The organism is Chloroflexaceae bacterium, assembly GCA_025057155.1.
GTDB lineage: Bacteria > Chloroflexota > Chloroflexia > Chloroflexales > Chloroflexaceae > JACAEO01.
Genome location: JANWYD010000013.1, coordinates 121,916 through 147,323, shown reverse-complemented (window position 1 = coordinate 147,323; position 25,408 = coordinate 121,916). Strand labels below are relative to the sequence as shown.

Genomic DNA, 25,408 nt, shown 5'->3' with positions numbered 1-25,408 from the left:
GCTTGCCTGCCACAGGCGGAACAAGAAGGATCGCGGAGGGCGTAGCCCTCCGAACCTCCCCTGACCGCGCATCCAGCGGGCCGCAGAGCGGAACCGCGAACGCGGATCGCCCTGGCGGAGCGATGCCCCCCAGATCATGCAGCTAGCCAAAACGCCCGATCTCGGACGGTTCCGCGCCAGCGAGCAACGCTTCGAGCATGGCCCGGATGCGCGGTGCGGAGGGCGGGCAACCGGGGAGAAAATGGTCCACCGGCACCGCGGCGTGGAGTGGCGTCACCCGTTCGATAAGGCGCGGCACGATGCCCGGCGCCCTGGGAACAGCGAGCGTCGGGTCGCCGCGCTCGGCATAGATCTGCTGGAGCAGGCCCGACGGATCACCCGCCAGGTTGCGCAGGGCGGTGACATTGCCGGTCACGGCGCAGTCGCCCAGAGCAACGAGGACGCGGGTTTTCCGGCGGATCTCCCGCGCCAGGGCCAGGTGCTCTTCGTTGGCAATCGCGCCCTCCACCAGGGTCAGATCCACCCCGTCGGGGAAGGTCTTCTGATCGGCAAGCGGGCCATAGACCAGCTCGACCTTACTTGCCAGGTCGAACAGCCAGGCGTCGAGGTCGAGCAGCGACATATGGCAGCCCGAGCAACCTCCAAACCAGACGGTAGCGAAGGTGATCCTGGACATAGTCAATTTACCAGCGCTCCTGGCGCGCAGCGACGATCTGCGCGATGCGTTTCGGGTCGCGTTCGAGTTCGGCGACACTGGTGCCACGGCGGAAGATCGCCCCGGTGGGGCAGGCCAGCAGGCACTTGCCGCAGGAGGTGCATGTCTCGGCCTGGCCCCAGGGAACGCCCAGATCCGTAATTACCCGCGCGTGGATGCCGCGCCCCGCGACGTCCCAGGTATGCACCCCTTCAACCTCGTCGCAGGCGCGCACACAGCGGGCGCAGAGCACACAGCGATTGTGGTCAATGCCAAACTGGGGATGGCTGATGTCTACGGCGCAGACGGGGTTGAGATAGTCGTAGCGCACGTGGGTCATCCCCACCTGGATAGCCAGGTTCTGCAACTCGCAGTTCCCTGAAGCCACGCAGACCGCGCAGACATGGTTGCGTTCGGCGAAGAGCAACTCGACAATCGCCCGCCGGTGCTCGCGTAGCCGTTCGGTGGCGGTTTGCACCTCCATCCCCTCGCTGACCGGTGTGAGGCAGGCGGGCAGGAGCCGGTTCGAGCCGGCCACTTCGACCAGGCAGAGGCGGCAGGCGCCCACCTCGGAGAGACCGTCGAGGTAGCAGAGGGTGGGGATATGGATGCCTGCATCGCGCGCCGCTTCGAGGATGCTCTCGCCGGCGCGGGCGCTAACGAGCCGGCCATCAATGGTCAGGGTTCGAGCTGCCATACATCCTCCGAAGGCATAGTTCACGTCTGCTTGACAATCTGACCCTCAGCGTCACACCTCAACCGCTCTCCTTTGCAGAGGTGTAGCGGTCATTTCTCCACCTCCACACCTCCACACCTCTCCGCCTGATCTGCCGCTCCTCAGGGTTTTCCATTCGCGCTGGCGGCGGCATCTTCGCGCAGCAAAGCCTCGTACTCCTCGCGGAAGTAACGCAACGTGCTCAACACCGGATTGGGGGCCGACTGGCCGAGGCCGCACAGGCTGGTTTCACGCACGAGGCGGCAGAGTTGTTCAAGCTGTTCAAGATCGACGGGTGTGGCCTGGCCGGCGGCAATCTTGCTGAGCAGCCGGTGCATCTGCACCGTGCCGACGCGGCAGGGGACGCACTTGCCGCAGGACTCGTCCATGCAAAAGGCCATGTAAAACCGGGCGATCTCGACCATGCTGGTGTGGTCGTCCATCACCACCATGCCGCCGGAGCCCATAATCGAACCGGCGGCGGCGAGCGACTCGTAATCTACCGGCGTATCGAAGAGCCGGGCGGGGATACAGCCGCCGGAAGGCCCGCCGGTCTGCACGGCCTTGACGGGCGTGCCGTCGGGACTGCCGCCGCCGAGGTCTTCGACGATCTCGCGCAGGGTCATCCCCATGGGCACTTCGATCAGGCCGGTGTTGCGCACCTTGCCGGTAAGGGCGAAGACCTTGGTGCCCTTGCTCTTCTCGGTGCCGATCGCGGCGTACCAGTCGGCGCCATTCTCGATAATCGGCACGATGTTGGCGAAGGTCTCGACGTTGTTGATCAGGGTGGGGAAGCCCCAGAGCCCCTTCTCGGCGGGGTAGGGCGGGCGGGGGCGGGGCTGGCCGCGACGGCCCTCGATGCTGGCGATCAACGCGGTCTCTTCGCCGCACACGAAGGCCCCGGCCCCCACGCGGATCTCGACCTTGAAATCGAAGGCGGTCTCAAAGATCTGGCTGCCCAGGAGACCGAGCTTCCTGGCCTGGTTGATGGCGCGATTCAGACGCTGGATGGCAAGCGGGTACTCTCCGCGCACGAAGATGTAGCCCTCGTGGGCGCCGACGGCGTAGGCGGCGATGGCCATGCCCTCGAGCACCAGGTGCGGGTCACTCTCGAGAATGCTCCGGTCCATGAACGCGCCCGGGTCGCCCTCATCGCCGTTGCACACCACAAACTTGCGTTCGCCGGGACTTTTGGCGACGGTGGCCCATTTCAGACCGGTGGGATAACCGGCGCCGCCGCGCCCGCGCAGGCCGCTGCGGGTAATCTCCTGGATAACCTCGGCAGGCGAAAAATCGTGCAGCACCCGGTAGAGGGCCTCGTAGCCCCCGGCGGCGATGTACTCCTCGATCCGTTCGGGGTCAATGATGCCGCCGTTGCGCCGTACCACGTGCATCTGGCGGGTGAAGAAGGGGTGATTGGGATCGCCCCGTTCGACGCTGCATGGCTGCCCTGCGAGGGCGGCGATAATCTCCGGGGCCTGTTCAGGACGCACCCGCTCGAAGAGCAGATTGGCCGGTTCAACTCGAACCATCGGTCCCTGGCCGCAGAAGCCCATACAGCCCACACTGGCCACCTCAACCGCCTCGTCCTGGCCCGTGGCGGTCACGGCGGCCTCCAGTTGGTGAAACAACTCGAGCGAGCGGGACGCCTGGCAACCCGAGGAGGTGCAGCAGAGCACGCGAACGGCCTTGCGTCGCGCGCGTTCACGCTCGGCAATGGCATGCAGTTCGGCGAGGTCCATGGAAGCCTTCTCTCACGATGCGACGGGCGTCGCTTCGAGCAGGGCGTGCAGCCGGGCGCGCAGCGTCTCGGCATCGGCATGGCCGATGACCACCCCATCGAGCACCACGGCGGGCGCGATGCCGCAGGCGCCCAGGCAACGCGCCGTGAGCAGCGAGAGGCGCCCATCGGGGCTGGTGTGGCCGGCCTTGAGGCCCGTCTCCGCCTCCAGGGCGGTCAGAATCTCCATCGCGCCCTTGACGTAGCAGGCGGTGCCGAGGCAGACGGTGCAGGTGTGCTCACCCTGGGGCGCGAGGGAGAAGAAGTGGTAGAAGGTCGCCACGCCGTAGACGCGACTGGGCGGCAGGTGGAGGCTACGGGCGATGGAGGCGAGCAACTGAGGTGAGAGATGGCCGTACAACTCCTGGGCTTTGTGCAGCACCTCGATCAGCGCGTCGGGGCGATACTGATGGCGCCGCATGGTCGCCTCGAGCAGCTTCTGCCGGTTATCGGCGGTTGGCGCCGGGTCGGCTGGCGCCCGGTTGGACATGGATCGCTCCTCAACACTACTTCGTCTCGACGGACCTGCGGAGGGGTGAAGCCTCTCCGCGCCTCTCTCGAAGCGGGAACGCAAAAAGTTGCACCGGGATACAATCTCCCTGCGGTTCATCCTAGCACCGGGGCGCGGCGCCGTCTGAGAAGAAATGCTTACAGACCGTTGAGCGATTACCACTGTGCGACGCAAACGGTCATGGTAGACTGCGCACGATTCATGTATAAAATGTAACAACACTTCCATTCCATGAAAGGAGCTCCCATGCAGGCGACGCACGCGGCCACAGGCGCAGCGCGGATCGGCCCCAACGCGATCATCCAGACGGTCGGCGCGCTCGAAGAGGCGTGGGGCCGGGAGGAGACCCGGGGCTTTCTGCGGCGCATGGGCCGGAGCGACCTGGTGGAGCGCCTGCCAACGACGATGGTGGACGAGCAGGAGTTCGTCGCCCTGATTGACGCGCTGCGGGCCGAAGCGGGCATAGCGGAGGCGGGGCGCGTCCTGGCCCGTTCGGGCGAGCGCACCGCGGGCTACCTGCTGGCGCACCGCATCCCCCGGCCGGCCCATCGCGTGCTGCCGCTGCTGCCGCCGGCCGCGGGACTGCGCGTGTTGCTGAAGGCCATCGCCGCCCACGCCTGGACTTTCGCCGGCACGGGGCGCTTCAGCTACGCGGTGGGGCGTGGCGAAGCGGTGCTACGGCTGGCCGATTGCCCGGAGTGTCGCGGTGCTGCCGCTGCCGAGCCGATCTGCCGCTACTACGAGCAGTGTTTCCAGACTCTGTTGCGAACCCTGATCGATCGGCGCGTGCGCGTGCGCGAAACGGGCTGTGTGGCCTCCGGGGCCGAGGCCTGTACGTTCACCGTCACCTGGCGCTGATGCCGGGGAGGAGACCCTGCCCGGCCCCTTTTGGTTGCTTGTAGTTCAGAGTCTGTCGCAGGGATGCGGGGCGCCGCCCCACAAGCCAGAGGGGAGACCAGTATGCGGATCATGATGATCCAGCCGAACTATCACGCCGGCGGGGCCGAGATTGCCGGAAACTGGCCGCCGAGTTGGGTGCCCTACATTGGCGGCGCCTTGAAAAAGGCGGGCTACGACAACATCCGCTTCGTTGATGCGATGACCTTCCACATCCCCGACGACCAACTCCGCCAGATCATCCGCGTCAACCAGCCTGACGTAATCATGGCCACGGCGATCACGCCGATGATCCTCAAGGCCCAGGATACGCTGAAGATCGCGCGCGAAGAACGGCCCAACGCCAGACTGATCCTCGGCGGCATCCATCCCACGTTCATGTACACCCAGGTCTTCAGCGAGGCGCCCTGGATTGACTATATCGTGCGCGGCGAGGGCGAAGAGATCATCGTCAACTTGATGCGCAGCATCGAGGCCGGGTCGGATCTGAAGGACCGCCCCAACATTCGCGGCATTGCCTATATGGAAGACGGCAAGGTCGTTGCCACCCCGGCCGCCGATCCCATCGCCGACCTCGACACCCTCTCTCCCGATTGGAGCCTGCTCGACTGGGATAAGTACATCTACGTGCCGCTCAACGTGCGCGTGGCGGTGCCGAACTTCGCCCGCGGGTGTCCCTTCACCTGCCGGTTCTGCTCGCAGTGGAAGTTCTGGCGGCGCTACCGCACGCGCAATCCGATCAAGTTTGTTGACGAGATCGAGTCGCTGGTGCGCGATTACAAGATCGGCTTCTTCATCCTCGCCGACGAGGAGCCGACGCTTAACCGCAAGAAGTTCACCGCCCTCTGCGAAGAACTGGTCCGCCGCAAGCTGCCGGTGCTCTGGGGCATCAACACTCGCGTCACCGATATTATGCGCGACAAGGATCTGCTGCCCCTCTGGCGGCGCGCCGGGCTGATGCATATCTCGCTGGGCACTGAAGCCGCAGCCCAGATGAACCTGGAAATCTTCCGCAAGCAGACGACCATTGAGCAGAATAAGACGGCTATTCGCCTCATTCAGGAAGCGGGCATGGTCGCCGAGGCCCAGTTCATTATGGGATTGGAAAACGAAACTCCCGAAACGATCGAGGAGACCTACCGCATGGCCCTCGATTGGAAGGTGGACATGGCCAACTGGAACATGTACACTCCCTGGCCCTTCGCTGAACTGTTCGAGGAACTGGGCGACCGGGTCGAAGTGCGCGACTACTCCAAGTATAACTTCGTCACCCCGATCATGAAGCCCGATATGATGGAGCGCGAGCAGGTGCTTAAAGGCGTGCTGCGCAACTACGCCCGATTCTACATGCGCAAGGCCTTCCTGGAGTACCCCTTCATCAAAGATAAGGCCAAGCGCAAGTACATGCTCGGCTGTCTGCGCGCCTTTGCCAAGACCACCTTCGAGAAGCGCTTCTACGACATCGGCCGCATCCATATGAAGGGAGCCTCCATCCAGGTTGATCTGGGCTTTGACCAGAGCCGCGTGTTCACGCGCGAGGAGATCGCCCGCCTCAAGGAGGAGCGCCCCGAACTGGTGGCCGACACGACCTTCGGCGGCGCTATCCCCAGAGGCATTGATCCCGAATTGATCCGCGATCAGGCCGAGAATCCGTTGAACCTGCCGCTGCGCGATCCCAATCGGCAGGTAGGCTGCTGAGTCTGCAGCGGGATGGCAAGCGGGGAGGGCAACGCCCTCCCCGCTCTGTTAGCGGCGAAATGGTAAAGGTCTTATAACCCCGACGGCAGCTTTCTTTTCCGTCCTGAATGCCGCGCTGCATTATACTGAATCAACAGAGGTGCAACAGCTTCGGAACGTCTTGTCGTTGTCGTTAACGGGTCGTGGAGTTATTTCGCCGCGCGAGACAGGGTTGGGGCGGGGAGCGGGGGCGTCTGCACCCGCCGCCCTTCTCACCAGCGAGGAGGTATGGTGATGCGGAACATCGTGTTACCGAGTAACCTGCGCGAGTATCGCTTTATCGTTGAAGTCGAGGGGGTGCCCTGCGCGGCCTTTCGTGAGTGCGTAGGTCTGCACGGCTATGAGGATCCTATCGAGTTCTATATCGGCGACGACGAGATCAGCCTGCTCGACCTGGCGGAGCCGGGCCATGATATGGTGATCCGTCTGTCGAATGGCGTCACCCTCGATCAGTCGCTGATTGAATGGGAAGATATGACCTTGAGCGGCCACCCGGTGCGCCACGATGGCTCGATTATTGAACTCGATTCCTTCGGGCACGTGAAGGGCCGCTGGCGCTTCAGCGGCGCCTGGCCGTCAACCTGGGAAGTGGCTCGCGCCGACGGCGACAGCGGCCAGATCGCGATGCTGGAGATCGTCTACGAAGCCATCCGCCAGGTCTGACCGCCCCGGGAGAAGCCGGCGCAGCAGTGCAGGGGCGCCTGTTGACCTCGCAGGTTCGCCAGACCTGTGAGGTCTGAGTTATCTACGACCTATCCGAATACGGTAAGTACGCACCCGCGGAGGACCACGGTTCCTTCGCGGTTTTCTCATGCCTCTTGACCATTGGCGCGAGTGTGCTATGCTCTTAACACGCTCAGGGGCGCAGGGCCCCGTGAGAGAAGGGGTATGCCATGAATGCCAAAGCTTCTGCAGGTCGTCGAGGCGTTCTTGCCCCGGCTGGCGCCGAGGCTGCGCTCCTTGAGGGCCTGCTTGCGACCACGGCGAGCGCGCCGCCCTGGGCTGCCGCGGCGCGCCTGGCCCCGCTGCGCTCGCCCGCGTCGGCTTGCCGCGCAGCGTCCCGATCCGGCGCACGAAGGACTTCCCGCCTCCTCGGCGGCGCCGCAGTGGTTCTGCTGGCAGGCGGGATTGCCATGGCCAGTGTGCGAGCTACGCCGGTCCGGGCCGCCCGGGAGGGCGTGGCGCCTACCCTGGCCGCCGCGCTGGTCCCCGCGGTTCATACGCTCGCCGAACAGGCTGCCGCCGATCAGGCCCTCCTCGCCAGCCTCCTCGCCGCGCCTACCGCCGAAGATGCGGCAATGCTGGAGAGCATCGTCGCGCGCCCTCCCGTTGCGCCGGTTGCGTTCCCGGCTTTTGAACTGGCCGAGGCGCCGGCCGCCGCTCGCCCCGAACCGGTTAGCTTTACCACGGTTAATCGCCTGCCCGACGCTGCGTTTGCCTACACTCCGGTAACCATGAGCCTGCCGGCTATCACCCTGGCCGACCAGATCATTCCCCCGCCCCCGCCGCCAGCGCCGCCAGCGGCCCCGGTGCCGCAGCCCCCGCCACCGCCCGGCTATGTGCAACCTCCCGGCTACCAGGACGGAGTGCCCTTCGGCGGCCAGATCGGCGCTGTGCCGCCCGCTGGCCCCGGTCGCCCCGCTGGCGGCGCGGTTGCCCGCCCGGCACGGCCCGTCGCGGCAGTGTATGTGGTGCGCAGCGGCGATACCCTGAGCAGCATCTCGCTGCGCTTCTACGGCGCCGCGCGCTTCGCCCCGGTGATCTGGGACGCTAATTACCACGTGATCGGCGCCAACCCCAATCTGCTGCGCCCCGGTCAGCGCCTGGTCCTGCCGCGGATCGCCGCGTCTCCAACGGCGCCCGCACGGCTCCCCGCCCGCGGTCCGATTGCCCGCCACAGCTTCTACACCATCCAGCCTCACGACTACCTGCGCTGGATTGCTGTGCGAGCCTACGGCAACGAGCTGCTCTGGCCCCGGATCTTCAACGCCAACCGCAACGTGCTTGGCCCTGATCCCGACCTGATTTACCCCGGCGTGCGGATTTACATCCCATAGGGGCAAATGCGCCGCCCCATAGCGGCGCTATGGGGCGGCCCGCTTTCCAGGTATTCAGGTACAATAATTTATGGTGTGCCAGATCCCTGGAAAGGACCCGTTCCGTGACTACGCTAACCCTGCCCGAAGCGGGCGTCTCTCTGCTTGATGACTGGGCTCGTGGCTACGAATCACAGCCTGAAGAATATAGCTTCTGGATCGAACATATCGAAGGTCATATTCCCGTTGAGTTGCACGGCACCCTCTACCGCAACGGCCCCGGCTTGCTCGATGTCGCCGGCTATCCGGTGCATCATCCCTTCGACGGCGACGGGATGGTTGTGGCGGTCAGCTTCCGCGAGGGGCGAGCCTACTACCGAAACCGCTTCGTGCGCACCGAAGGCTTCCTGGCCGAGCGACGGGCTGGCAGACCGCTCTACCGCGGCGTGTTTGGCACCCAGCGCCCCGGCGGGTGGCTGGCCAACATCCTGGACCTACGGCTCAAGAATGTTGCCAATACAGGGGTGTTGCCCTGGGCCGGGCGGCTCCTGGCCCTCTGGGAAGCGGCTGAACCGTATCGCCTTGACCCGCTGACCCTCGACACCCTGGGCCTCGACCGCCTTGATGGTCTGCTGCGCCCTGGTGACGCCTTTGCCGCTCACTATCATATCGATCCCGCTTCGTCCTGGGATGACGGGGCGCCGGTCCTGGTGAACTTTGGCCTCAAGCCGGGACCTTCCACGACCCTCAACCTCTACGAGTTCGACCCGGCCTTCCGGCTCCTCCGGCGCAGCGCCTTCGCGATCGATCGCTTCGCCTTTCTGCACGACGTGGCGATCACGCCGCGTTTCGCCGTGTTCATTCACAACCCGGTGCGCTACGATGCGCTGCCCTACGCCCTTGGCCTGCAGAGCGCGGCCCAGGGTCTGGCTTCGCAGACTGGCCGGCCCTCAACTATCATCGTCCTCCCGCGTCATTCGAGCGTGGGCGCGCCGCGCGCCTTCCGCGCTCCAGGCGGGTTTGTCTGGCACCATGCCAACGCCTTTGAAGACGGTGATGACCTAGTGATCGACTCGGTCTGGTACGACTCGTATGTCGGGATTGACCCGCGGACCAACTTCCGCCGGATTGACTTCGCGGCTCTGCCGCCCGGCAAACTCGCCCGGACGATGCTCAACTTGCGTTCGGGCGCGGTGCAGAGCCGGATCTTCGACCAGCGCGCCTGTGAGTTTCCAGTGCTGCACCCGGCCAGGGTTGGCCGCCCGTACCGCTATGTCTACCTGGCCGCCGCTGATCCGCCTGAGGGAAACAGTCCTTTGCAGGCCATCTGGAAGCTCGATCTGGAGAGCGGAGCACAGGAACTGTGGAGCGCGGCGCCGCGCGGCTTCGTCAGCGAGCCGATCTTTGTGCCCCGGCCCCGCAGCGCCGCCGTCGCCGGCGCCGTCTCGCCCGACAGCGGCGACCCCGCGCGTAACAGCGCCCCCGCCGAAGACGATGGCTGGCTCCTGGTCCTGGTCTACGACGCGGCGCGCCACGAATCCGACCTGGTTATACTCGACGCCCGTCGCCCTGCCGAAGGTCCGCTCGCGCGGCTCCACCTTGGCCACCACATCCCGCACGGTTTGCACGGTGCGTTTACCTCTCGGGTCTATTGCCCCTGATAGAGCAACCGCCGTGGCCTGACCCTCCAGGTCGGGCCATGGCGAACCTGGTTTCTAGACTCCCACGCCTGACGGGATGCGGGCCGAAACCTGCGACACTGGTCACATATTCACGCGGCGTGATCGGGTTTTCACGCGCTACCCGACACGGATTTCGTATGCTATGGGAAGTAGCCGTTGCGTGCGGAACCAGTTCTGCAGATTGTACCCCGGAAGGAGAGAGCGATGTTGACGCTGGCGCGAACGGATGATCACCTTCCGGCCATCTTCATCATCTCCGGGGGGGCAGGGGCTCTTGGCAAGCACGTGGCGCGGATCGCCCTTTCCCAGTTTCCGGGTATTAACCCGGCGGTCATTGTGATCCCCCAGGTGAGCCAGGAGGATCAGTTGCCGGAAATCATGCAGCAGGTGGCCGAGCGGGGCGGGATGATCATCCACACTATGGTCAATCCGACCATGCGTGAGGCGGTGATCAGGCTGGCGGCGGAATATGGCATCCCTGCCATTGACACTATTGGCGAACCCCTCGCCTTGATGGCGCAGTTGTTCGGACGCATGCCGGTTGGGCAGCCAGGCCTCTACCAGCGTTGGCACGAAGTCTACCAGGATCGCATCAGGGCCATCGAGTACACGGTGGATCACGACGATGGGCGCAACCCGGGCGATCTGCATGAGGCCGAGGTGGTGCTCACCGGCGTGTCGCGGGTCGGCAAGACGCCGTTGAGCATCTACCTGGGCGTGCTAGGGTGGAAAGTAGCCAATGTGCCGCTGGTGCCGAATGTGCCGCCGCCACGCCAGCTCTTTGAGATTGACCGGCGCCGGGTGGTCGGTCTGACCATTGATGTGGACGTGCTGAGCCATCACCGCCACTGGCGGCAGCGCCTCTTTCAGGGCAATGTCAACCATGGTTACACTGACCCTGACGAACTGCAGGACGAACTGGCCTATGCCCGGCGCATCTTTCGCCAGGGGGGGTTCTCGGTCATCAATGTCACGAATAAGCCTATTGAGGAAACTGCCGACCAGGTGATCGCCCTCATTAATCGGTACTTTGAGCATCACGTAACGGTCTGATGCGATTTTGGATTTTGGATTTTGGATTTTAGATTGCCGTCTGTAGGATGAGGCCTGGCGCTCATGCGCATGCGCGTATGCGACCGGAACTGGTTTGAGCGTCTCCGGGATGCCCAGAGGTCCGACTGTAAGACGGCTATGCTCTCTTGGAGCCTCCCGTCAGCAGGGGAGTGGAGAAAGCCGGTTTCCCCGCCCCCTGTTCGATCCCCGTATGCGGCGAAGCGGCAGGATGGCTCACGAGTCATCCAACCGTCATCTTAATCTCTCCCCAACCTCCACGCAGCGCCGGTAGTATGAAGCCGATGTGCAATCGCTTCCTGCGTGGAGGTTCATTATGTCTTGCCGTTATCGCCGCTCCGCCACGCTTGCCATAGTGTTGCTCCTGGTCGGTGCGTTGACCCTGGTTCTCGGAAGGGTGACAGCCAGTTCCATCTCCGCCTACGAAGCCGGCCGCCCCGACCGGGCCGTGTTGATCCCGCCCGGCGTTTCCACGCAGCCCTCTCCAGGGCCGCTTGGCGGGGAAGACGCGGCCTATGGTTACGTCTCGCCCGCGACCGCCGCGCCGCGGCCCTTTACCCACCTGCTGCTGCGCTGGGAGGCCGCCGTGCCGCCCGAGGCGCGCCTGGAACTGGAGATGCGCGTCTCCGCCGACGGGCAGCAGTGGTCCCCCTGGGGCGCGGCAGGTGAAGATGAGGATCTCTGGCAGGCCGAGGACGGTGCGCAGGCGCGCTGGAGTCAGATCATCGCCGCGGGTTTCGAAGCGCGCTTCTGGCAGGTCCGCGCGCGCTTCAGCCCCGCGCCTGACGGCGCTCTGCCCGAACTGCGGCGGGTCGAGGTCAACACGGTTGATGCCCGCTTTGGACCAGCCGAGCCGTTGCCGGAAGGGCCAGGTGAGGCAACCGTCGCCCAGGCGAGCCGCCCGCCGGTGGTGAGTCGCACCGCCTGGGGCAACCCGGATGGGCAGGGCAGCCGTGTGCCCCCTGCCTACTACCCTGTGCGCCATATGATCGTGCACCACACCGCCGACTCGAACACTCTGTCCGGGAACCAGCAGAACTGGGCCGATCGGGTGCGGGCGATCTGGTCCTTTCATACCTTTACCCGTGGCTGGGGCGACATTGGCTATAACTATCTGATCGATCCCAATGGCGTCATCTACGAAGGGCGGGCAGGCGGCGACGATGCGGTGGGCTTCCACGACACCGGCAACTATGGCTCGATGGGCGTGGCGCTGATCGGCGCCTACAACACCGTAGCCCCTTCCGCCGCCGCTGTGGATAGCCTGGTGAACCTCCTGGCGTGGAAGGCCGAGCAGAAGGGCATTGATCCCCTCGGTCGCTCCTACTACTACGGATGCGCCATCTCTCGCTATTGCAACCCCTTCGTCCCTGGCGCGATGATCAATCACATCGCTGGTCATCGCACCGTTACCCCGGGCCATACGACCTGTCCCGGCGATCGGCTGGACGCGTTGTTGCCGACGATCCGCCAGCGGGTGCGCGACCGGCTGAGCGACGCCGCCTGGGACAATGGCGATCTGACCGTGGACGACCGCGAGAGCGGCTTCGAGCGCAGCAATGCGACCTGGTACCGGTGGCCCTGTGGCTATGATGGTAATACCACCTACACCTTCGGCGCCGACAATCCGGCCGAAAGCGCCAATCGGGGGGTCTGGCGCCCGAACCTGCCCGAGGCCGGGCGCTACCACGTGCTGGTCTACGTTCCACGAGGGTGCGGGCTGCCCCAGGCGACTGCCCGTGCCACCTATCGCATAGCCGCTGCCGACCGGGTGTATGAAGTGAGCATTAACCAGGACACTGCGGAGGAGTGGGTCTCGCTGGGCACGTATCAGTTCTCCGCGGGCCGCCAGGGCTATGTCGAGCTTGGCGACCTGACCGGGGAACCGCTCATCCGCCAGCGGGTGGTCTATTTCGATGCCGTCCGCTGGATCAAAGAGGACCCTGCGGCGGCGCGGGTTGAACTCCTGAATGTGCGCTACGACCGGCTGAGGCTCTCCGCGGGTGAACTGCTCAAGGTCACTTTTACCATCCGCAATAGCGGCGCGACGCCGGTGGAGAGCCAGGCCCCTGAGGCGGATCGCGCCGCCGATGGGCGCTACAACCTCAACGAAGGCTACGTCTATGAAGAGGGCGAGTGCTTCCTGGGAACGCCGGGGCAGGCTTACCCTATCTATCCGAAGGAATTTGGACGCATCCGTCTGACGCTTGGCCCCGTCGAGGCGGAGCGGCAACCCCGGTGCGCTGGCGACACCGGCGGCTACCCGTGGCGCTGGGGCATCAACGGCCGGCTGATGCCAGGTGAAACCCGCGAGGTCGTGGGCTACCTGCGCCTGCGCACTCCGGGAGACTTCCGCTTGCGCGCCGGGCTGATCAACGAATACGTCGGCTATTTCGCTCGCGACGCGGCCATAATGCCGCTGAGCGTCACCCCGGAGCGCCAACCGCCTGCGCTGGCGGCCTATGATGAGTTGCTGCGCCCGCTGGCCCGACTGTACCGCGAGGGCGGAACGCCGGCCAATTTTCTGGCCCGTACCGCCGACGGCTCGGCGCTCGCCCGGGGCGCCTTGCTGGGCAGTTTCGTCTGGCACGGTCTTCCCAGCGACGATCTCGAAGCCGTGTCAGGGATCGGCGTAGGGGCGGATGAGCGCCTGGTCCTTGAACAGACGCGCGTCTTTGTCGCCCCGGTGGCGGGCGACTACACCTTCCGGCTCAGCAGCGACGATAGCGCCTGGCTGTGGATTGACGGCCAACTGGTGGCCAGCGTAAGCGGGCAGCAAGACGAGACCGCCGTGGAGCAAACGGTGAACCTGCCCGCCGGGCGGCACGTGCTGGCATTCCGTTCGCTGGAGCGGGGAGGCGGGCGCACGGCCGGTTATGCCGTGCGCGCCCCGAACCAGACGCAGTTCGGCTCGCCCCTCGATGGGTTAGCCGGTGCGGGCGCCACGCTCACCGAGCGTCTGGGCAACACCTTTCGGCGGCTTGACGGACTGACCCTTGCTGCGGACGACCTGGGCGGCAGCGGCGTCGCGAGCCTGCTGGTATCGGTGAACGATGGCCCCTGGCAGGAGCGAACCGGTTCCATTACCACGCTTGGCGGTCTGCCCGATGGCCGGCATCAGGTGCGCTACGTGGCCGTGGATCGGGCTGGGAACCGTTCTGAGGAACGGGTCCTGAGCTTCCGTGTTGACTCAAGCCTGGCGTTGCGGCAGGTCTATTTGCCGTTCGCCGGGCGGCCATAGCGCCTCTCGGCGGTCCGGCGTCTCGGAGGGACCGGAAACGCAGCGCTTCGAGTTGTGGAAGGTGGCCGTTCCACCTCACCGCTGCTTGAAGATTGACAGGTGCAGCTTCGCGTTGTAGCCGCAGTTGGTGCAGACGGAACCTTCGAGACCGACCAGACTTGTCAAGCCGTTGACACGGGTAATCAGCAACTGATGGCATATCGGGCAGCGAGTCGGCTGGTTGGGTTCGGCCCCGTAGATGAAGTGCAGGCCAACTTCGTGGCCGATCCTGCGGGCGCGCGTGGTCGAAGCGGCCGTCTCGCTGCCGGCGTCTCCAGGAAGTACGTGCCAGGGTGTATGTTCACCCAGCGTCTCTTTGATCCACGTAACCAGGGCGCGCACCTCGCCCGGATCATCGTTGACGCCGTGATGGATGCGCGTGGTCACCTCGATGTGCACGCGCCAATGTCGCAGCGCCCGTTCGGCGATGCCCAGCACCTCGCGCCAGGCGGGCAGTCCGCCCAGGCGCGCGTAACTCCCATCGCTAAAGCCGCGCAGGTCGAGACTGATGCCATCGAGGTAAGGGCCCAGTTGATCGAGGGCCTCGATGGTCATCGCGCCGGTGGTGATGAGGGCCGTGTAGCGACTGGCGGCGCGGCTGAGTTGCAGCAGTGCGCGAACATACTCGTGATTGACGGCGGGTTCGCCGTAGGCCCAGATGACGCCCCGGCAGAGACGTTCCAGCGCGAATGAGGCGACGCGTTCGGGATCGAGTTTGCGCCGCCGAGCGGGGTCGTCGGGCAGGGCGCCGTAGGGGCCGCGGCTATGATCGGTCACCGTCGCGTAGCCCCACCCCCCGATCGCCAGCGCCAGCGTATCAGGCAGAAAGTGCCAGAGCCGGTAGTCTTCGATCGGCCCGATGGTTGCGGCGCTGATCAGACCGTACCCCGGCAAATTGATGCCCTTATCGCCGCCAACACGCACCTGACAGCGCCCTACATCGCCAGGGCGTAGCGCGCACCGCCACTGACAGGCCAGACAAACTACCCTCCCATCGTTGCCTGAAACGATCAGATCGGCCCGTTCCGTCGCCATGCGAGCTCCTGCTCTCGGAATCACGTTCACTTTCTCCGTACTCACCGCAGAGGGCAGGGAGAGGCGCAGAGCAGTTCAACAGACCGGTCATCTGCGCTTTCGCCGTCCTCCGCGGCGCGTCTGAACAGGCGCGCTCTCGCCGGTGGCTGGCATTCTGAGCGCCGTTCGAGTATAATGCACCGGTGGTCCTCGAGGGCTGCGCTCTTACCATCCCCGCGGCTCGTGTGACCTCGGCCTCCCGCGGGAAGGTGTGCGGCTGCGGCGCTGCAAGGGTTGCGTTCCGGAGGTGCACGAGCCGCTAGAACCAGAACCGGGCTGTTGGATTTGGCTCCGGAGGCGTTGCCCCGGTCCTGCTCCAGACCCCGAATATCAGGGGGTAATTCTCACATTAGTGTAACATAGCAATTACCATAAAGATACAGGCAAATCATGGATCAGTTCCCCCAACGGCGCGGGCCAGGCATAGAACCACCCCAACCGCCTGTGCTCGATACCCCTGTCTCTGATAGATTGCGACGGTTTATTCCCGACCAGGCTACATCCCCGGCAGGGCAGGTTCGCGTGCGTAGTGTGGTGCGTGAACTGGTCGAGACGGCGCTATTTATTGTACTGGTGTTTTTCATTGTTCGCGGCATCGTCCAGAATTTTAAAATCGAGGGCTCCAGCATGGAGCCAACGCTTCATTCAGGGCAATACATTCTGGTCAACAAACTGGTCTACTTCCACTTCGATTTAAACGCCCCCCTGCGCCTCTTGCCCGGCCAGGAGCCGCTTGAACAGCGGGTCATCTACCCCTTTCACCAACCCAGACGCGGCGACATTGTGGTGTTTGAATATCCGCGCGATGTGTCGAAGGATTATATCAAACGCGTCATCGGCTTGCCAGGCGACACAATCGAGATCCGCGACGGGCAGGTGCTGGTGAACGGCGCCCCCCTTGACCAGCCGTATCTGGCCGATGCCAAAACCTTCTGCGTCGCCGGCTACGCCTGTCAGAACGGGCCAATCGAGGTGCCTCCGGGCCACGTGTTCGTGATGGGCGACAATCGGGCCAATTCCAGCGACTCGCGCGAATGGGGGCCGCTGCCCCTGGATCGGGTGATCGGCAAAGCCTGGCTGATCTACTTTCCCCTGACAGAATGGGGTCTGGTTCCACACTACGACTACGGTGAGTCGCCAGTGGTTGCGAGCGGCCCCTAGGGCGATTGCTGATTGTGAATTTTAGATTGTGGATTGAGCGCGGCGTAGCCGGACGAAGTTCATATGGCGCCGCGCTCGGATTCCAATTCCTGTTGAGTTGAACGGACGGCAAGCGCATCTCGTGTCTCATCAGGATGCCATATACGGCAATGTAACATCTACGATCCCAGAGGGATCGCTGCATGCACATCGCGATCAACGCCCATCTCCTGGCGCATACGCGCTCATTTCGGCGCGCGGGCATCTCCCACTACGTTGAGCAGGTGCTGATCCAGCTCGGGCAGATTGACCGCTCCAATCGCTACAGCGTCTACACCACTCGCGGGCTTGACCGGCGCGCCCTGGGCCTGCCCGACAATTTCCGCGTCATCCCCAGCCGCCTGCCGACAATTAACCCGCGGGTGCGCATCCCCTGGGAACAGTTGCTCGCCCCGATGCTGCTGCGGCGCAGCGGCGCCGATCTCTTCCACGGGGTGCATAGCGTGGTCCCCATAGCCTGCCCCGTGCCGAGCGTGGTTACCGTGCACGACCTGGCCTTCATCCGCTTTCCCCAGACCTTTCGGGCCTACAATCGGATCTACCTGGATCTGGCCACGCGCCTGAGCGTGCGGCGCGCGGCGCGCGTTCTAGTGGTCTCCGAGCACACACGCCGCGAGGTGATCGGGCTGCTCGGCGTCCCTCCCGAACGGGTCGTGGTGACCCCGAATGCCGTGCGCGAACATTTTCGCCCGCCTGACCCTGCGGCGCTGGAGGTCTTTCGCGCCCGCAAGGGGCTGCCGGAACGCTTTGTGCTCTACGTCGGCACCCTTGAGCCGCGCAAGAATCTCACCACGTTGCTGGAGGCCTACGCGATGGTCGCGCGAGACCGGGCGGCGCCGTTGCTGGTGGGCGGGGGCAAGGGCTGGATGTACGATGCCGTCTTTCAGCGCCTGGAGGCGCTGGGGCTGCACGAACGGGTGCGCTTCGTCGGGTATCTCGACGAGGAAGAACTGCCCCTCTGGTACGCGGCCGCGACCGTGTTCGTCTTTCCCTCGATCTACGAAGGCTTTGGCATGCCGCCCCTGGAGGCCATGGCCTGTGGCGCGCCGGTGGTTGCCTCGAACACCTCAAGCCTGCCTGAAGTGGTCGGTGATGCCGGGTTGACCGTTTCCCCATATGACCCCGCGGCCCTCGCCGCGGCGATCCGCCGCCTCCTCGACGATGCCGATCTGCGCCAGGAATTGCGCGAACGGGGGTTCCGGCAGGCGCGGGCCTTTAGCTGGCGCGTCACCGCCGAACGCACCCTGGCCGCCTATGAGGCTGCCGCGCGGCACGGGTGAATGGCGGCTCTTCCCCAAAACCGCCCATGAACGGAGCGGGAGAGCGGTAGCTCTCGCATACGTCTAGACAGTTTTAACCGAAACGGCTACAATGCGAACTATCGCAACCACGAAAGCACCATACATCGTCTCGCGCCACGGATTGTCAACGCGCAGCACATAAGGAGCGCACATGGCCCGTCTGGAACAGGACATTCTCTTCACCCCGATCCCCGAGCGGATCGCCCGCCTTCGCGAGCTGGCCTACAATCTCTGGTGGACCTGGCATCCGGAAGCACAGGATCTCTACCGGCAGATTGACCCCGAGCTGTGGGAGCTGGACTACCACAATCCCGTGGATTTCTTGCGCGATGTTCGCCAGCGCAAACTGGAAGAGGCCGCAGCTAACCCGACCTACCTGCAACGCTACGATGCGGTGATGAAGAGTCTCGACGCCTATATGGGCGCGACGAAGACCTGGTACACCCAACGGCATGGCGATGCCGCCGACGTGCAGATCGCGTACTTCTCGGCTGAGTTCGGGCTTCATGAGTCGCTGCCGATCTACTCCGGCGGTCTGGGCATTCTCTCCGGCGACCACGTGAAGGAAGCCTCAGATATGGGATTGCCCTTTGTGGCTGTCGGTTTCATCTATCCGCAAGGCTACTTCCGCCAGCGTCTTGACCCCAGCGGCTGGCAACAGGCCGAGTATAACAAGCTGAACTTTGCCGACGTTCCCGCTATTCCCGCGCTCGATCCCGACGGGCGCGAGGTCGTGGTCGAAGTCGAACTGCCCGGACGCACGATCTATGCCAAGGTCTACAAGTTCCAGGTGGGCCGGGTCAACCTGTACCTGATGGATACCGATATTCACCCTAACAGCCCGCAGGACCGGGAACTCTCGGCGCGGCTCTATGGCGGCGACCAGGAGATGCGCATCTCGCAGGAACTGGTGCTGGGCGTGGGCGGCGTGCGGGCGCTGCGCCGGCTCGGTTACAAGCCCACGGTGTGGCATATGAACGAGGGCCACTCCGCCTTCCTGGTGCTGGAACTCTGCCGCGAACTGGTGAGCCAGGGCATGCCCTTTGAAGAGGCCATCCAGCAGGTGAAAGCCCACAGCGTCTTTACCACCCACACCCCGGTGCCCGCCGGTAATGACGCCTTCCCGCTGCCGCTGATGGAGAAGTTCTTCTGGAGCTACTGGCCGCAGTTGAACCTGACCCGCGACGAGTTTATGGCCCTGGCGCTCCAGGAGCAGCAGTGGGGCCCGACCTTCGCGATGACGGCGCTGGCGCTGCGCTTCTCGGAGTATCACAACGGGGTGAGCAAGCTGCACGGGCACGTGGCGCGGGGGATGTGGCAGTGGCTCTACCCCGGCAAGAGCCAGGACGAGGTGCCGATCAGCGCCATTACCAACGGGGTGCATACCGCCACCTGGCTGGCCCCGGAACTGCGCGAGCTGTACGACGCCTATCTGGGCAAGAACTGGGAAGAGAACCTCGATGACCCCAAGATCTGGCGCAAGGTCTATCAGATCCCTGACGATGTGTTCTGGAACGTGCGCCAGAAGTTGAAGCGCCAGATGATCGCTTTCGCCCGACAGCGGCTACAGGCGCATTACCGCTTCGTCGGCCAGAGCGCGCCGATCTGGCCGGTGCTGGAAGAGCGCGTGCTGACCCTGGGCTTCGCGCGGCGCTTCGCCACCTACAAGCGCGCTACGCTGCTGTTCAAGGATCTGGAGCGGCTCAAGTACATCCTCAACCGGCCTGATAAGCCGATCCAGATCATCTTCGCCGGCAAGGCGCATCCTAAGGACGATCCGGGCAAGCACTTCATCCAGCAGGTGTATCAACTGTCCCGGCAGCCGGGCCTGGCGGGGCGCATCGTCTTCCTCGAAGAGTATGATATGGCGGTGGGCCGCGCGCTCACTCAGGGGGTGGACGTATGGCTGAACACGCCGCGCCGCCCCTATGAGGCCAGTGGCACGAGCGGAATGAAGGCCAGCCTCAATGGCGTCCCGAACTGCTCCGTCCTCGATGGCTGGTGGCCCGAAGCCTACAACGGCAAGAATGGCTGGGCCGTGGGCGAAGAACGCGACTATATCAGCCAGGACGAGCAGGACTGGAACGATGCCCAGGCGCTCTACAATGTGCTGGAGCACGAGATCGCCCCGCGCTTTTACGAGGGACGCGACGCCAATGGCGTGCCCACAGCCTGGGTGCAGATCTGCAAGGAGGCGATCGCCACTGTCGCGCCGACGTTCAGCCTGCGCCGCATGTTGACCGAGTATGTCGAGCAGTTCTATCTGCCGGCTGCGGGGTACGGCGTGCCGGTGAAATAACATGGCCCGACCCCTGAATGCGCGGCCCCTGGAAGCGATGCCCGCGCCGTCCGGCGCGGCATCGCTCGGGGCGATCTTTGCCCGCCTGCAGGCGCACTTCGGCTCTCTTACCGGCCCGGAAGCCGCGCGCCCCTGGTGGCCGATTTTTGGCGCCGACGCCCCCTTCGAGATGCTGGTCGGCGCGGTGCTCGTGCAACAGACGCGCTGGGAAACGGTCGAGGGAGCCATTCTGCGTCTGCTTGCGGCGGGCTTGCTCAGCCCACAGGCCGTTGCCGGAACTGTTGCCGAGACCCTGGCGGGGTTGATCCGCCCGGCGGCGTTTTATGGCCAGAAGGCGACAGGTCTGATCGCCATTGCCCGGCATATCGTCGCAGGTTATGGCGGCGACACCGCCCGTATGCTGGCGCGCCCCACGGCCCAGGTGCGCAATGAGTTGTTGCGGTTGCCCCGCATCGGCAGGGAAACCTGCGATGTGATCCTGCTCTACGCCGGCGGGCATCCGGTATTTGTCATTGACGCCTACACCCGGCGGCTGTTTGAACGGGTCGCGCCGGCGCTCAGTCCTGGCGCAGACGATGGCCCGGCGTCGTCGCTCTGGCAGCGGCCCTATGAACGCCTGCGCCACACCATCGAAACCGAGTTGCCCCATCACAACCCCGCTGCACTCTACGCCGAGTACCACGCACAGATCAACGAGGTGTGCGTCCGCTACTGCCTGGCGCGGCCGCGCTGCGACGGGCCGCCCGCGCGCCGCGTCTACAGCCGCCAGGAGGGCCGCGAGAGCTACCTCGGTCGCCAGGATGGCTGCCCGCTCCGCCCAGTGTGCGCCTGGTATCGCCAGTTGCAATGAGGAGCGACTATGGCCCAACCTGGCGTCGCGCCAGCCAGCGAATCCGTCGGCAACCTGGCCGAGGTGCTGGCCGTGTTTCTTCGGCTGGGCCTGACGTCATTCGGCGGGCCGGTGGCCCACCTGGGCTACTTCCGGGAGGAGATTGTCGCCCGGCGCGGCTGGGTGGATGAGGCGACCTACGCCGACATGGTGGCGCTGAGCCAGTTTTTGCCCGGACCGGCGAGTAGCCAGGTGGCCATCGCATTGGGAACCGCGCGCGCCGGCCTGGTCGGTGGCGTGGCGGCCTGGCTGGGCTTCGCGTTACCCTCGGCGCTAGCCATGACCCTCTTCGGCCTGGGGTTGAACGCGTTCGGCGCTCATATCGGCGCCGGCTGGCTCCACGGGTTGAAAGTGGTCGCAGTAGCTGTAGTTGCCCAGGCGGTCTGGGGCATGGCTGTGCGTCTGACCCCTGATCGGCCGCGGGCGACGATTGCCCTGGCGGCGGCGGTGTTGCTCCTGCTCTGGCCAACCGGCCTGGGACAGATGCTGGTGATCCTTGCGGGTGGCATGGTAGGCTGGCGCCTGCTGAGCAGGTCGGTTGTCGGCGGGGCGACCGGCGTGCGCATAGCAGTGCCACGGACGCTGGCCTGGAGCAGTGCGGCGGCGCTGCCGCTCTGTCTGCTGGGGCTGCCGCTGCTGGCCACTGTCACGGGAAGTCAGGCCGTGGCGATGTTCGCGGCCTTTTTCCGTGCCGGGTCGCTTATTTTTGGCGGGGGCCACGTGGTGCTGCCGCTGCTGGAACGCTTCGTGGTCGCGCCGGGCTGGGTCAGCACCGAGCAGTTTGTGGCCGGCTACGGCGCCGCCCAGGCCGTTCCGGGCCCGTTGCTCACCTTCGCGGCCTTTCTCGGCGCCATAAGCGCCGTGCCTCCCAATGGCTGGAGCGGGGCGGCGCTGGCGCTCGTGGCGATCTTCGCGCCGTCCTTTCTCTTCCTCTGGGCGACGCTGCCGTTGTGGGGCCGGTTACGGCAGAACCCGGCGGTCCAGGCGGCCATGCAGGGGGTCAACGCGGCGGTAGTTGGTCTCTTACTCGCCGCGCTCTATGATCCGGTGATTACCAGCGCCATCCGCCAGCCGCAGGATGTGGCCCTGGCCCTGGCAGCCTTTGGATTGCTCCAGGTCTGGAAGGCGCCTTCGTGGCTGGTGGTGGCGCTGACGGCCCTGGGCGCATCCTTCCTGGCCTGAAATGTGGTTTCGGGAGGCTGTGAGACGGGCCGGCAGGGACGACCGTCCAGTCGTCCCTGCCGGTCCTGACGGTGCGGCCAGGAGGCCCTATCTCCCGGCAAGCCTTCAGGCGGCTTCCAGAAACGTTCGCAAGATCTGCTTGCCGTGCTCGGTGAGAATGGACTCGGGGTGAAATTGCACGCCCTGGATGGGATAGGCGCGGTGCCGGAGACCCATGATCAGCCCATCGTCAGTCCAGGCGGTGACTTCTAATTCAGCCGGCAGATCATCGCGGCGCACGATCAGGGAGTGGTAGCGCGTGGCAATGAAGGGATCGGGCAACCCGGCGAAGACGCCGACGCCGCAGTGGTGTATGGCCGACAGTTTGCCGTGCATCACCCTGGGCGCCCGTACCACGGCGCCTCCGAAGGCTGCGCCAATGGCCTGGTGTCCGAGACAGACGCCGAGAGTGGGGATGTGGGGACCGAGTTCGCGGATCAGAGCGATGCTGATGCCCGCCTCGGCTGGCGTGCACGGCCCCGGGCTGATCACGATGCGCTCAGGCCGCAGCGCCGCGGCGTCGGCCACGCTAAGCGCGTCGTTGCGGCGCACATCCACGCTCGCCCCCAGCTCGCTGAGGTACTGAAACAGATTGTAGGTGAACGAGTCGTAGTTATCAATCAACAAGACACGCATCGGCGCTTCCTTCACGCTGGCCTGGAGGTTGCCAGGCGCTGTGTCGCTCTTGCCGGTGGACGGCGCCGGGCGCCGCCGGCGCCCCCTGCGTTTTCCATTCACTGCCATGATACTCGATCACGCCCGTAAAAATGCGCCCAGCGTGCCGTAGAAGGGACCGGGCTGTTCGGCCATGGGCACGTGCCCGCACCGGTCGAAGAGCACCAGGCCCGAGCGTGGCAGCGCGCTGGCGAGCGCCCGCGCCGAGTCGGGCGGGAAGATGCGATCCTCGCGTCCGCCGATGATCAGCGTGGGCGCGACGACGGCGCGCGAGGCGCCGATCACCGTGGGGTCGCCGGTGGTGGTTGCCGCTTCCAGGCCCACCCGCACGTGCATCGCCACCAGGTCGGCCGCGCCGACTGCCAGCGCAGGGTAGGGCACCTCTCTGACATCGTGCACAACCTGCCCCGCCAGAATATGCGGCACGGGCGGAATGACCGATACGGCCTGGGCCAGCGGGCGCACCGCGGTCTGCCAGATCCCCCACAGATCCAGCCAGGGCGCCCACAGCATGGAGTTGAGGATCAACTGCACGTGCAGGCAGCTCATCAATTTGGCTTCAACTGCGCTACGGGGCAGGCCGAAGCTGGTCAGCGCCAGACGATTGACCAGCTTGGGACGGGCGCTGGCGACCAGCAGCGCCACCGCCGCGCCGAGCGAATGCCCCCCCAGGGCGATGTCAGAGAGTTCCAGGGCCTCAATCAGTTCGAGGGTCGCCACGGTAAGCGTGCCCAGCCGCGCGGGCATCGCAGGCGGTGGAGACTCGCCAAAACCCGGCAGATCGATAGCGATCACATCGTACTCATCGCGCAGGGTTGCGAAAGCTCCGAGCCAGTGTCGTGATGAGCCGCCCCAGCCGTGGATCAGCACTATCGGTGGGCCGCTTCCGGCGCGACGGTAGGCCAGACGGCCAGAAGGAAGACGAACGAAGGAGGGGGCAGGCAGGGACATAGGAACCCCTTTCCAGGTCCGTGACTGAGAATGGCGACGCGGCCCAACTCTCTGCGCGGTGCATGTGTTTCTGTCGGGGGACGCAAGACTTCTCTTTCGAAGGCGCTCACCAGCACAAGGCCACACTGCATCAGACGTTTATTGCTGAGCGTCTGGAGGACGATTGTTTTGCATCCATGATGGGAACATGAGTTACAGGGAACTGGCGGTAGCCCAACCCGGAGGGTTGCGCACGGGGGCAACCTGGTTTCCTCCCTTGTCCCCGGCCTACCCGGTCGCCGCCAGAAAGGCGTCAACCTCGGCGCGGCGGGGCGGATCGGCGCCCGGACGGGTGCAGGTGAGGGCGGCAACAGCCGCGGCGAAACGCAGGGCCGCTGTGAGTTCCGCCGCTGGCAGCGCCGCCAGAGCTTCGCGCGAGAGAGCTGCGCGTTCGGCCAGGGCCGCGAGCAATCCTGCGCTGAAGCTGTCGCCCGCGCCCACGGTATCGGCCACCGCCACCGCGAAGCCAGGAACGTGCAGGGTTTCAACCTGACCGTCGCGTCGCCGCAGGGCGGTCACCCCGGCGCTTCCGCGGGTGAGCGCCACCAGCGCCGGGCCGGCATCGAGCTGGGCCGCGGCGAGGTGCAGTGGATCGGCGGCAGGGGCGAACCAGGCGCAATCGGCGGCGCTGAGTTTCAGCAGATCACACGCGGCGATGGCGCGGGTCAGCGTGGCGCGATAGGCCGCCGGGTCGTCAATCAGGCCCGGGCGCGCATTGATGTCGAGCGAAACCAGCGCCCGGCCACGCAGGCCCTCGGCAGCCGCCAGCGCCGCTGCGGGCGTGGCGCCGCGCAACAGGCTGATGCCGCCGAAGTGCAGGCTCGCGGTCCGCTCAAATAGAGTCGGAGGCAGGTCCGCTGGCGTCAGCAGCGTATCGGCGGCCCCCGCACCATAGAAGGTGAAGACCGGCTCGCCGTCTTCGTGGGCCACGAAGGCCAGGGTGGTGGGTGCAGGCGCGTCGGTGAGCCACGTGTCGTCAATACCCTCGGCGCGCACCGCGCGACGCAGGCGCCGGCCAAACAGATCGGCGCCGAGTTTGCCCACAAATGCGGTAGGTTGGCCCAGACGCGCCAATCCCACCGCCACGTTGAACGGCCCGCCGCCGGGATGCAACGTAAAGCCCCTCAGTTCCCCGTCCGTCTCCAGCGGCAGAAAGTCGATCAGGATCTCACCCAGGCAGACCAGGAGATTGCGCATGTCTGGCTCCAGACGCTACAATTGAGAGCGGGCGCGGAGGGTCGAAGCCTCTCCTCCCCTCAGGTGGGGTTCGGAAGGGCGCGACCGTCCCGCGTCTTTTCCTCTAGCACAGGGCTACGGAGAAACCTGGTTTCCCCGTAGCCTCTCGACCGGCTCTCG

Annotated in this window: 20 protein-coding genes; 12 read left to right on the top strand and 8 right to left on the bottom strand. The window is 65.3% G+C overall.

The window, feature by feature from the left end; translation table 11 throughout:
- Positions 1-142 precede the first annotated feature (142 nt).
- The 4 genes from NZU74_13535 to hoxE all read right to left on the bottom strand — a co-directional run bounded on the left by NZU74_13535 (position 143) and on the right by hoxE (position 3,679).
- Complete coding sequence (locus tag NZU74_13535) at positions 143-676, bottom strand: oxidoreductase (GenBank protein ID MCS6882349.1); 534 nt, start codon at positions 674-676, stop codon at positions 143-145.
- A 7-nt stretch (positions 677-683) separates the two neighbouring features.
- Positions 684-1,391, bottom strand: coding sequence for a bidirectional hydrogenase complex protein HoxU (gene hoxU / locus NZU74_13530; GenBank protein MCS6882348.1), 708 nt, complete (start codon positions 1,389-1,391; stop codon positions 684-686).
- 140 nt (positions 1,392-1,531) lie between these two features.
- Positions 1,532-3,151, bottom strand: a complete 1,620-nt coding sequence (locus NZU74_13525) for an SLBB domain-containing protein (GenBank protein MCS6882347.1) — start codon at positions 3,149-3,151, stop codon at positions 1,532-1,534.
- 12 nt (positions 3,152-3,163) lie between these two features.
- Positions 3,164-3,679 carry a bidirectional hydrogenase complex protein HoxE gene (hoxE, locus tag NZU74_13520; protein ID MCS6882346.1) on the bottom strand — a complete coding sequence of 172 codons (516 nt, stop codon included), beginning with the start codon at positions 3,677-3,679 and terminating at the stop codon, positions 3,164-3,166.
- A 267-nt stretch (positions 3,680-3,946) separates the two neighbouring features.
- Here hoxE and bchJ point away from each other — a divergent pair, with 267 nt between their 5' ends.
- The 7 genes from bchJ (at position 3,947) to NZU74_13485 (ending at position 14,364) form a co-directional block, all read left to right on the top strand.
- Positions 3,947-4,558: a bacteriochlorophyll 4-vinyl reductase gene (gene bchJ / locus NZU74_13515; protein ID MCS6882345.1), complete on the top strand. Its 612-nt coding sequence runs from the start codon at positions 3,947-3,949 to the stop codon at positions 4,556-4,558.
- Positions 4,559-4,660: 102 nt separating this feature from the next.
- On the top strand, positions 4,661-6,295 hold the full coding sequence (gene bchE / locus NZU74_13510) for a magnesium-protoporphyrin IX monomethyl ester anaerobic oxidative cyclase (GenBank protein MCS6882344.1): 1,635 nt from the start codon (positions 4,661-4,663) through the stop codon (positions 6,293-6,295).
- Positions 6,296-6,568: 273 nt separating this feature from the next.
- Positions 6,569-6,997: a phage tail protein gene (locus tag NZU74_13505; protein ID MCS6882343.1), complete on the top strand. Its 429-nt coding sequence runs from the start codon at positions 6,569-6,571 to the stop codon at positions 6,995-6,997.
- Between the two features lie 230 nt (positions 6,998-7,227).
- Positions 7,228-8,391, top strand: a complete 1,164-nt coding sequence (locus tag NZU74_13500) for a LysM peptidoglycan-binding domain-containing protein (GenBank protein ID MCS6882342.1) — start codon at positions 7,228-7,230, stop codon at positions 8,389-8,391.
- 104 nt (positions 8,392-8,495) lie between these two features.
- Positions 8,496-10,031, top strand: a complete 1,536-nt coding sequence (locus NZU74_13495; GenBank protein ID MCS6882341.1) for a carotenoid oxygenase family protein — start codon at positions 8,496-8,498, stop codon at positions 10,029-10,031.
- Positions 10,032-10,256: 225 nt separating this feature from the next.
- The gene (locus NZU74_13490) at positions 10,257-11,105 is read left to right on the top strand and encodes a kinase/pyrophosphorylase (GenBank protein ID MCS6882340.1); all 849 of its coding nucleotides are present in this window, start codon (positions 10,257-10,259) and stop codon (positions 11,103-11,105) included.
- Positions 11,106-11,439: 334 nt separating this feature from the next.
- Positions 11,440-14,364, top strand: a complete 2,925-nt coding sequence (locus NZU74_13485; protein ID MCS6882339.1) for an N-acetylmuramoyl-L-alanine amidase — start codon at positions 11,440-11,442, stop codon at positions 14,362-14,364.
- A 75-nt stretch (positions 14,365-14,439) separates the two neighbouring features.
- On the opposite strand, the gene NZU74_13480 is transcribed toward NZU74_13485, so the two are convergent.
- Positions 14,440-15,438: a radical SAM protein gene (locus NZU74_13480; protein MCS6882338.1), complete on the bottom strand. Its 999-nt coding sequence runs from the start codon at positions 15,436-15,438 to the stop codon at positions 14,440-14,442.
- A gap of 561 nt (positions 15,439-15,999) precedes the next feature.
- Here NZU74_13480 and lepB point away from each other — a divergent pair.
- The 5 genes from lepB to chrA all read left to right on the top strand — a co-directional run bounded on the left by lepB (position 16,000) and on the right by chrA (position 22,348).
- The gene (lepB, locus tag NZU74_13475; protein ID MCS6882337.1) at positions 16,000-16,638 is read left to right on the top strand and encodes a signal peptidase I; all 639 of its coding nucleotides are present in this window, start codon (positions 16,000-16,002) and stop codon (positions 16,636-16,638) included.
- A 182-nt stretch (positions 16,639-16,820) separates the two neighbouring features.
- Entirely contained in the window at positions 16,821-17,957 is a 1,137-nt protein-coding gene (locus NZU74_13470; GenBank protein ID MCS6882336.1) for a glycosyltransferase family 4 protein, read from the top strand.
- A gap of 172 nt (positions 17,958-18,129) precedes the next feature.
- Positions 18,130-20,277, top strand: coding sequence for an alpha-glucan family phosphorylase (gene glgP, locus NZU74_13465; GenBank protein MCS6882335.1), 2,148 nt, complete (start codon positions 18,130-18,132; stop codon positions 20,275-20,277).
- Position 20,278: 1 nt separating this feature from the next.
- Entirely contained in the window at positions 20,279-21,127 is an 849-nt protein-coding gene (locus tag NZU74_13460) for a Fe-S cluster assembly protein HesB (protein ID MCS6882334.1), read from the top strand.
- 9 nt (positions 21,128-21,136) lie between these two features.
- The gene (chrA, locus tag NZU74_13455) at positions 21,137-22,348 is read left to right on the top strand and encodes a chromate efflux transporter (GenBank protein ID MCS6882333.1); all 1,212 of its coding nucleotides are present in this window, start codon (positions 21,137-21,139) and stop codon (positions 22,346-22,348) included.
- Positions 22,349-22,453: 105 nt separating this feature from the next.
- Here the strand turns inward: chrA and NZU74_13450 are convergent, their stop codons facing one another.
- From NZU74_13450 to NZU74_13440, 3 genes are all read right to left on the bottom strand, one after another.
- The gene (locus NZU74_13450) at positions 22,454-23,023 is read right to left on the bottom strand and encodes an aminodeoxychorismate/anthranilate synthase component II (protein ID MCS6882332.1); all 570 of its coding nucleotides are present in this window, start codon (positions 23,021-23,023) and stop codon (positions 22,454-22,456) included.
- 117 nt (positions 23,024-23,140) lie between these two features.
- On the bottom strand, positions 23,141-24,013 hold the full coding sequence (locus tag NZU74_13445) for an alpha/beta hydrolase (protein MCS6882331.1): 873 nt from the start codon (positions 24,011-24,013) through the stop codon (positions 23,141-23,143).
- Positions 24,014-24,280: 267 nt separating this feature from the next.
- Positions 24,281-25,249 (bottom strand): carbohydrate kinase, encoded by a 969-nt coding sequence (locus NZU74_13440; GenBank protein ID MCS6882330.1) that lies wholly within the window; start codon positions 25,247-25,249, stop codon positions 24,281-24,283.
- Positions 25,250-25,408: the final 159 nt, after the last annotated feature.

What these genes read in the sequence shown, in the direction of transcription:
- NZU74_13490 (MCS6882340.1), top strand. Translation starts at nt 10,257, where the DNA reads ATGTTGACGCTGGCGCGAACGGATGATCACCTTCCGGCCATCTTCATC.
- bchE (MCS6882344.1), top strand. Translation starts at nt 4,661, where the DNA reads ATGCGGATCATGATGATCCAGCCGAACTATCACGCCGGCGGGGCCGAG.
- NZU74_13480 (MCS6882338.1), bottom strand. Translation starts at nt 15,438, where the DNA reads ATGGCGACGGAACGGGCCGATCTGATCGTTTCAGGCAACGATGGGAGG.
- hoxE (MCS6882346.1), bottom strand. Translation starts at nt 3,679, where the DNA reads ATGTCCAACCGGGCGCCAGCCGACCCGGCGCCAACCGCCGATAACCGG.
- NZU74_13525 (MCS6882347.1), bottom strand. Translation starts at nt 3,151, where the DNA reads ATGGACCTCGCCGAACTGCATGCCATTGCCGAGCGTGAACGCGCGCGA.
- NZU74_13450 (MCS6882332.1), bottom strand. Translation starts at nt 23,023, where the DNA reads ATGCGTGTCTTGTTGATTGATAACTACGACTCGTTCACCTACAATCTG.
- NZU74_13505 (MCS6882343.1), top strand. Translation starts at nt 6,569, where the DNA reads ATGCGGAACATCGTGTTACCGAGTAACCTGCGCGAGTATCGCTTTATC.
- chrA (MCS6882333.1), top strand. Translation starts at nt 21,137, where the DNA reads ATGGCCCAACCTGGCGTCGCGCCAGCCAGCGAATCCGTCGGCAACCTG.
- hoxU (MCS6882348.1), bottom strand. Translation starts at nt 1,391, where the DNA reads ATGGCAGCTCGAACCCTGACCATTGATGGCCGGCTCGTTAGCGCCCGC.
- NZU74_13485 (MCS6882339.1), top strand. Translation starts at nt 11,440, where the DNA reads ATGTCTTGCCGTTATCGCCGCTCCGCCACGCTTGCCATAGTGTTGCTC.
- glgP (MCS6882335.1), top strand. Translation starts at nt 18,130, where the DNA reads ATGGCCCGTCTGGAACAGGACATTCTCTTCACCCCGATCCCCGAGCGG.
- NZU74_13470 (MCS6882336.1), top strand. Translation starts at nt 16,821, where the DNA reads ATGCACATCGCGATCAACGCCCATCTCCTGGCGCATACGCGCTCATTT.
- NZU74_13445 (MCS6882331.1), bottom strand. Translation starts at nt 24,013, where the DNA reads ATGTCCCTGCCTGCCCCCTCCTTCGTTCGTCTTCCTTCTGGCCGTCTG.
- NZU74_13535 (MCS6882349.1), bottom strand. Translation starts at nt 676, where the DNA reads ATGTCCAGGATCACCTTCGCTACCGTCTGGTTTGGAGGTTGCTCGGGC.
- bchJ (MCS6882345.1), top strand. Translation starts at nt 3,947, where the DNA reads ATGCAGGCGACGCACGCGGCCACAGGCGCAGCGCGGATCGGCCCCAAC.
- NZU74_13500 (MCS6882342.1), top strand. Translation starts at nt 7,228, where the DNA reads ATGAATGCCAAAGCTTCTGCAGGTCGTCGAGGCGTTCTTGCCCCGGCT.
- NZU74_13440 (MCS6882330.1), bottom strand. Translation starts at nt 25,249, where the DNA reads ATGCGCAATCTCCTGGTCTGCCTGGGTGAGATCCTGATCGACTTTCTG.
- NZU74_13460 (MCS6882334.1), top strand. Translation starts at nt 20,279, where the DNA reads ATGGCCCGACCCCTGAATGCGCGGCCCCTGGAAGCGATGCCCGCGCCG.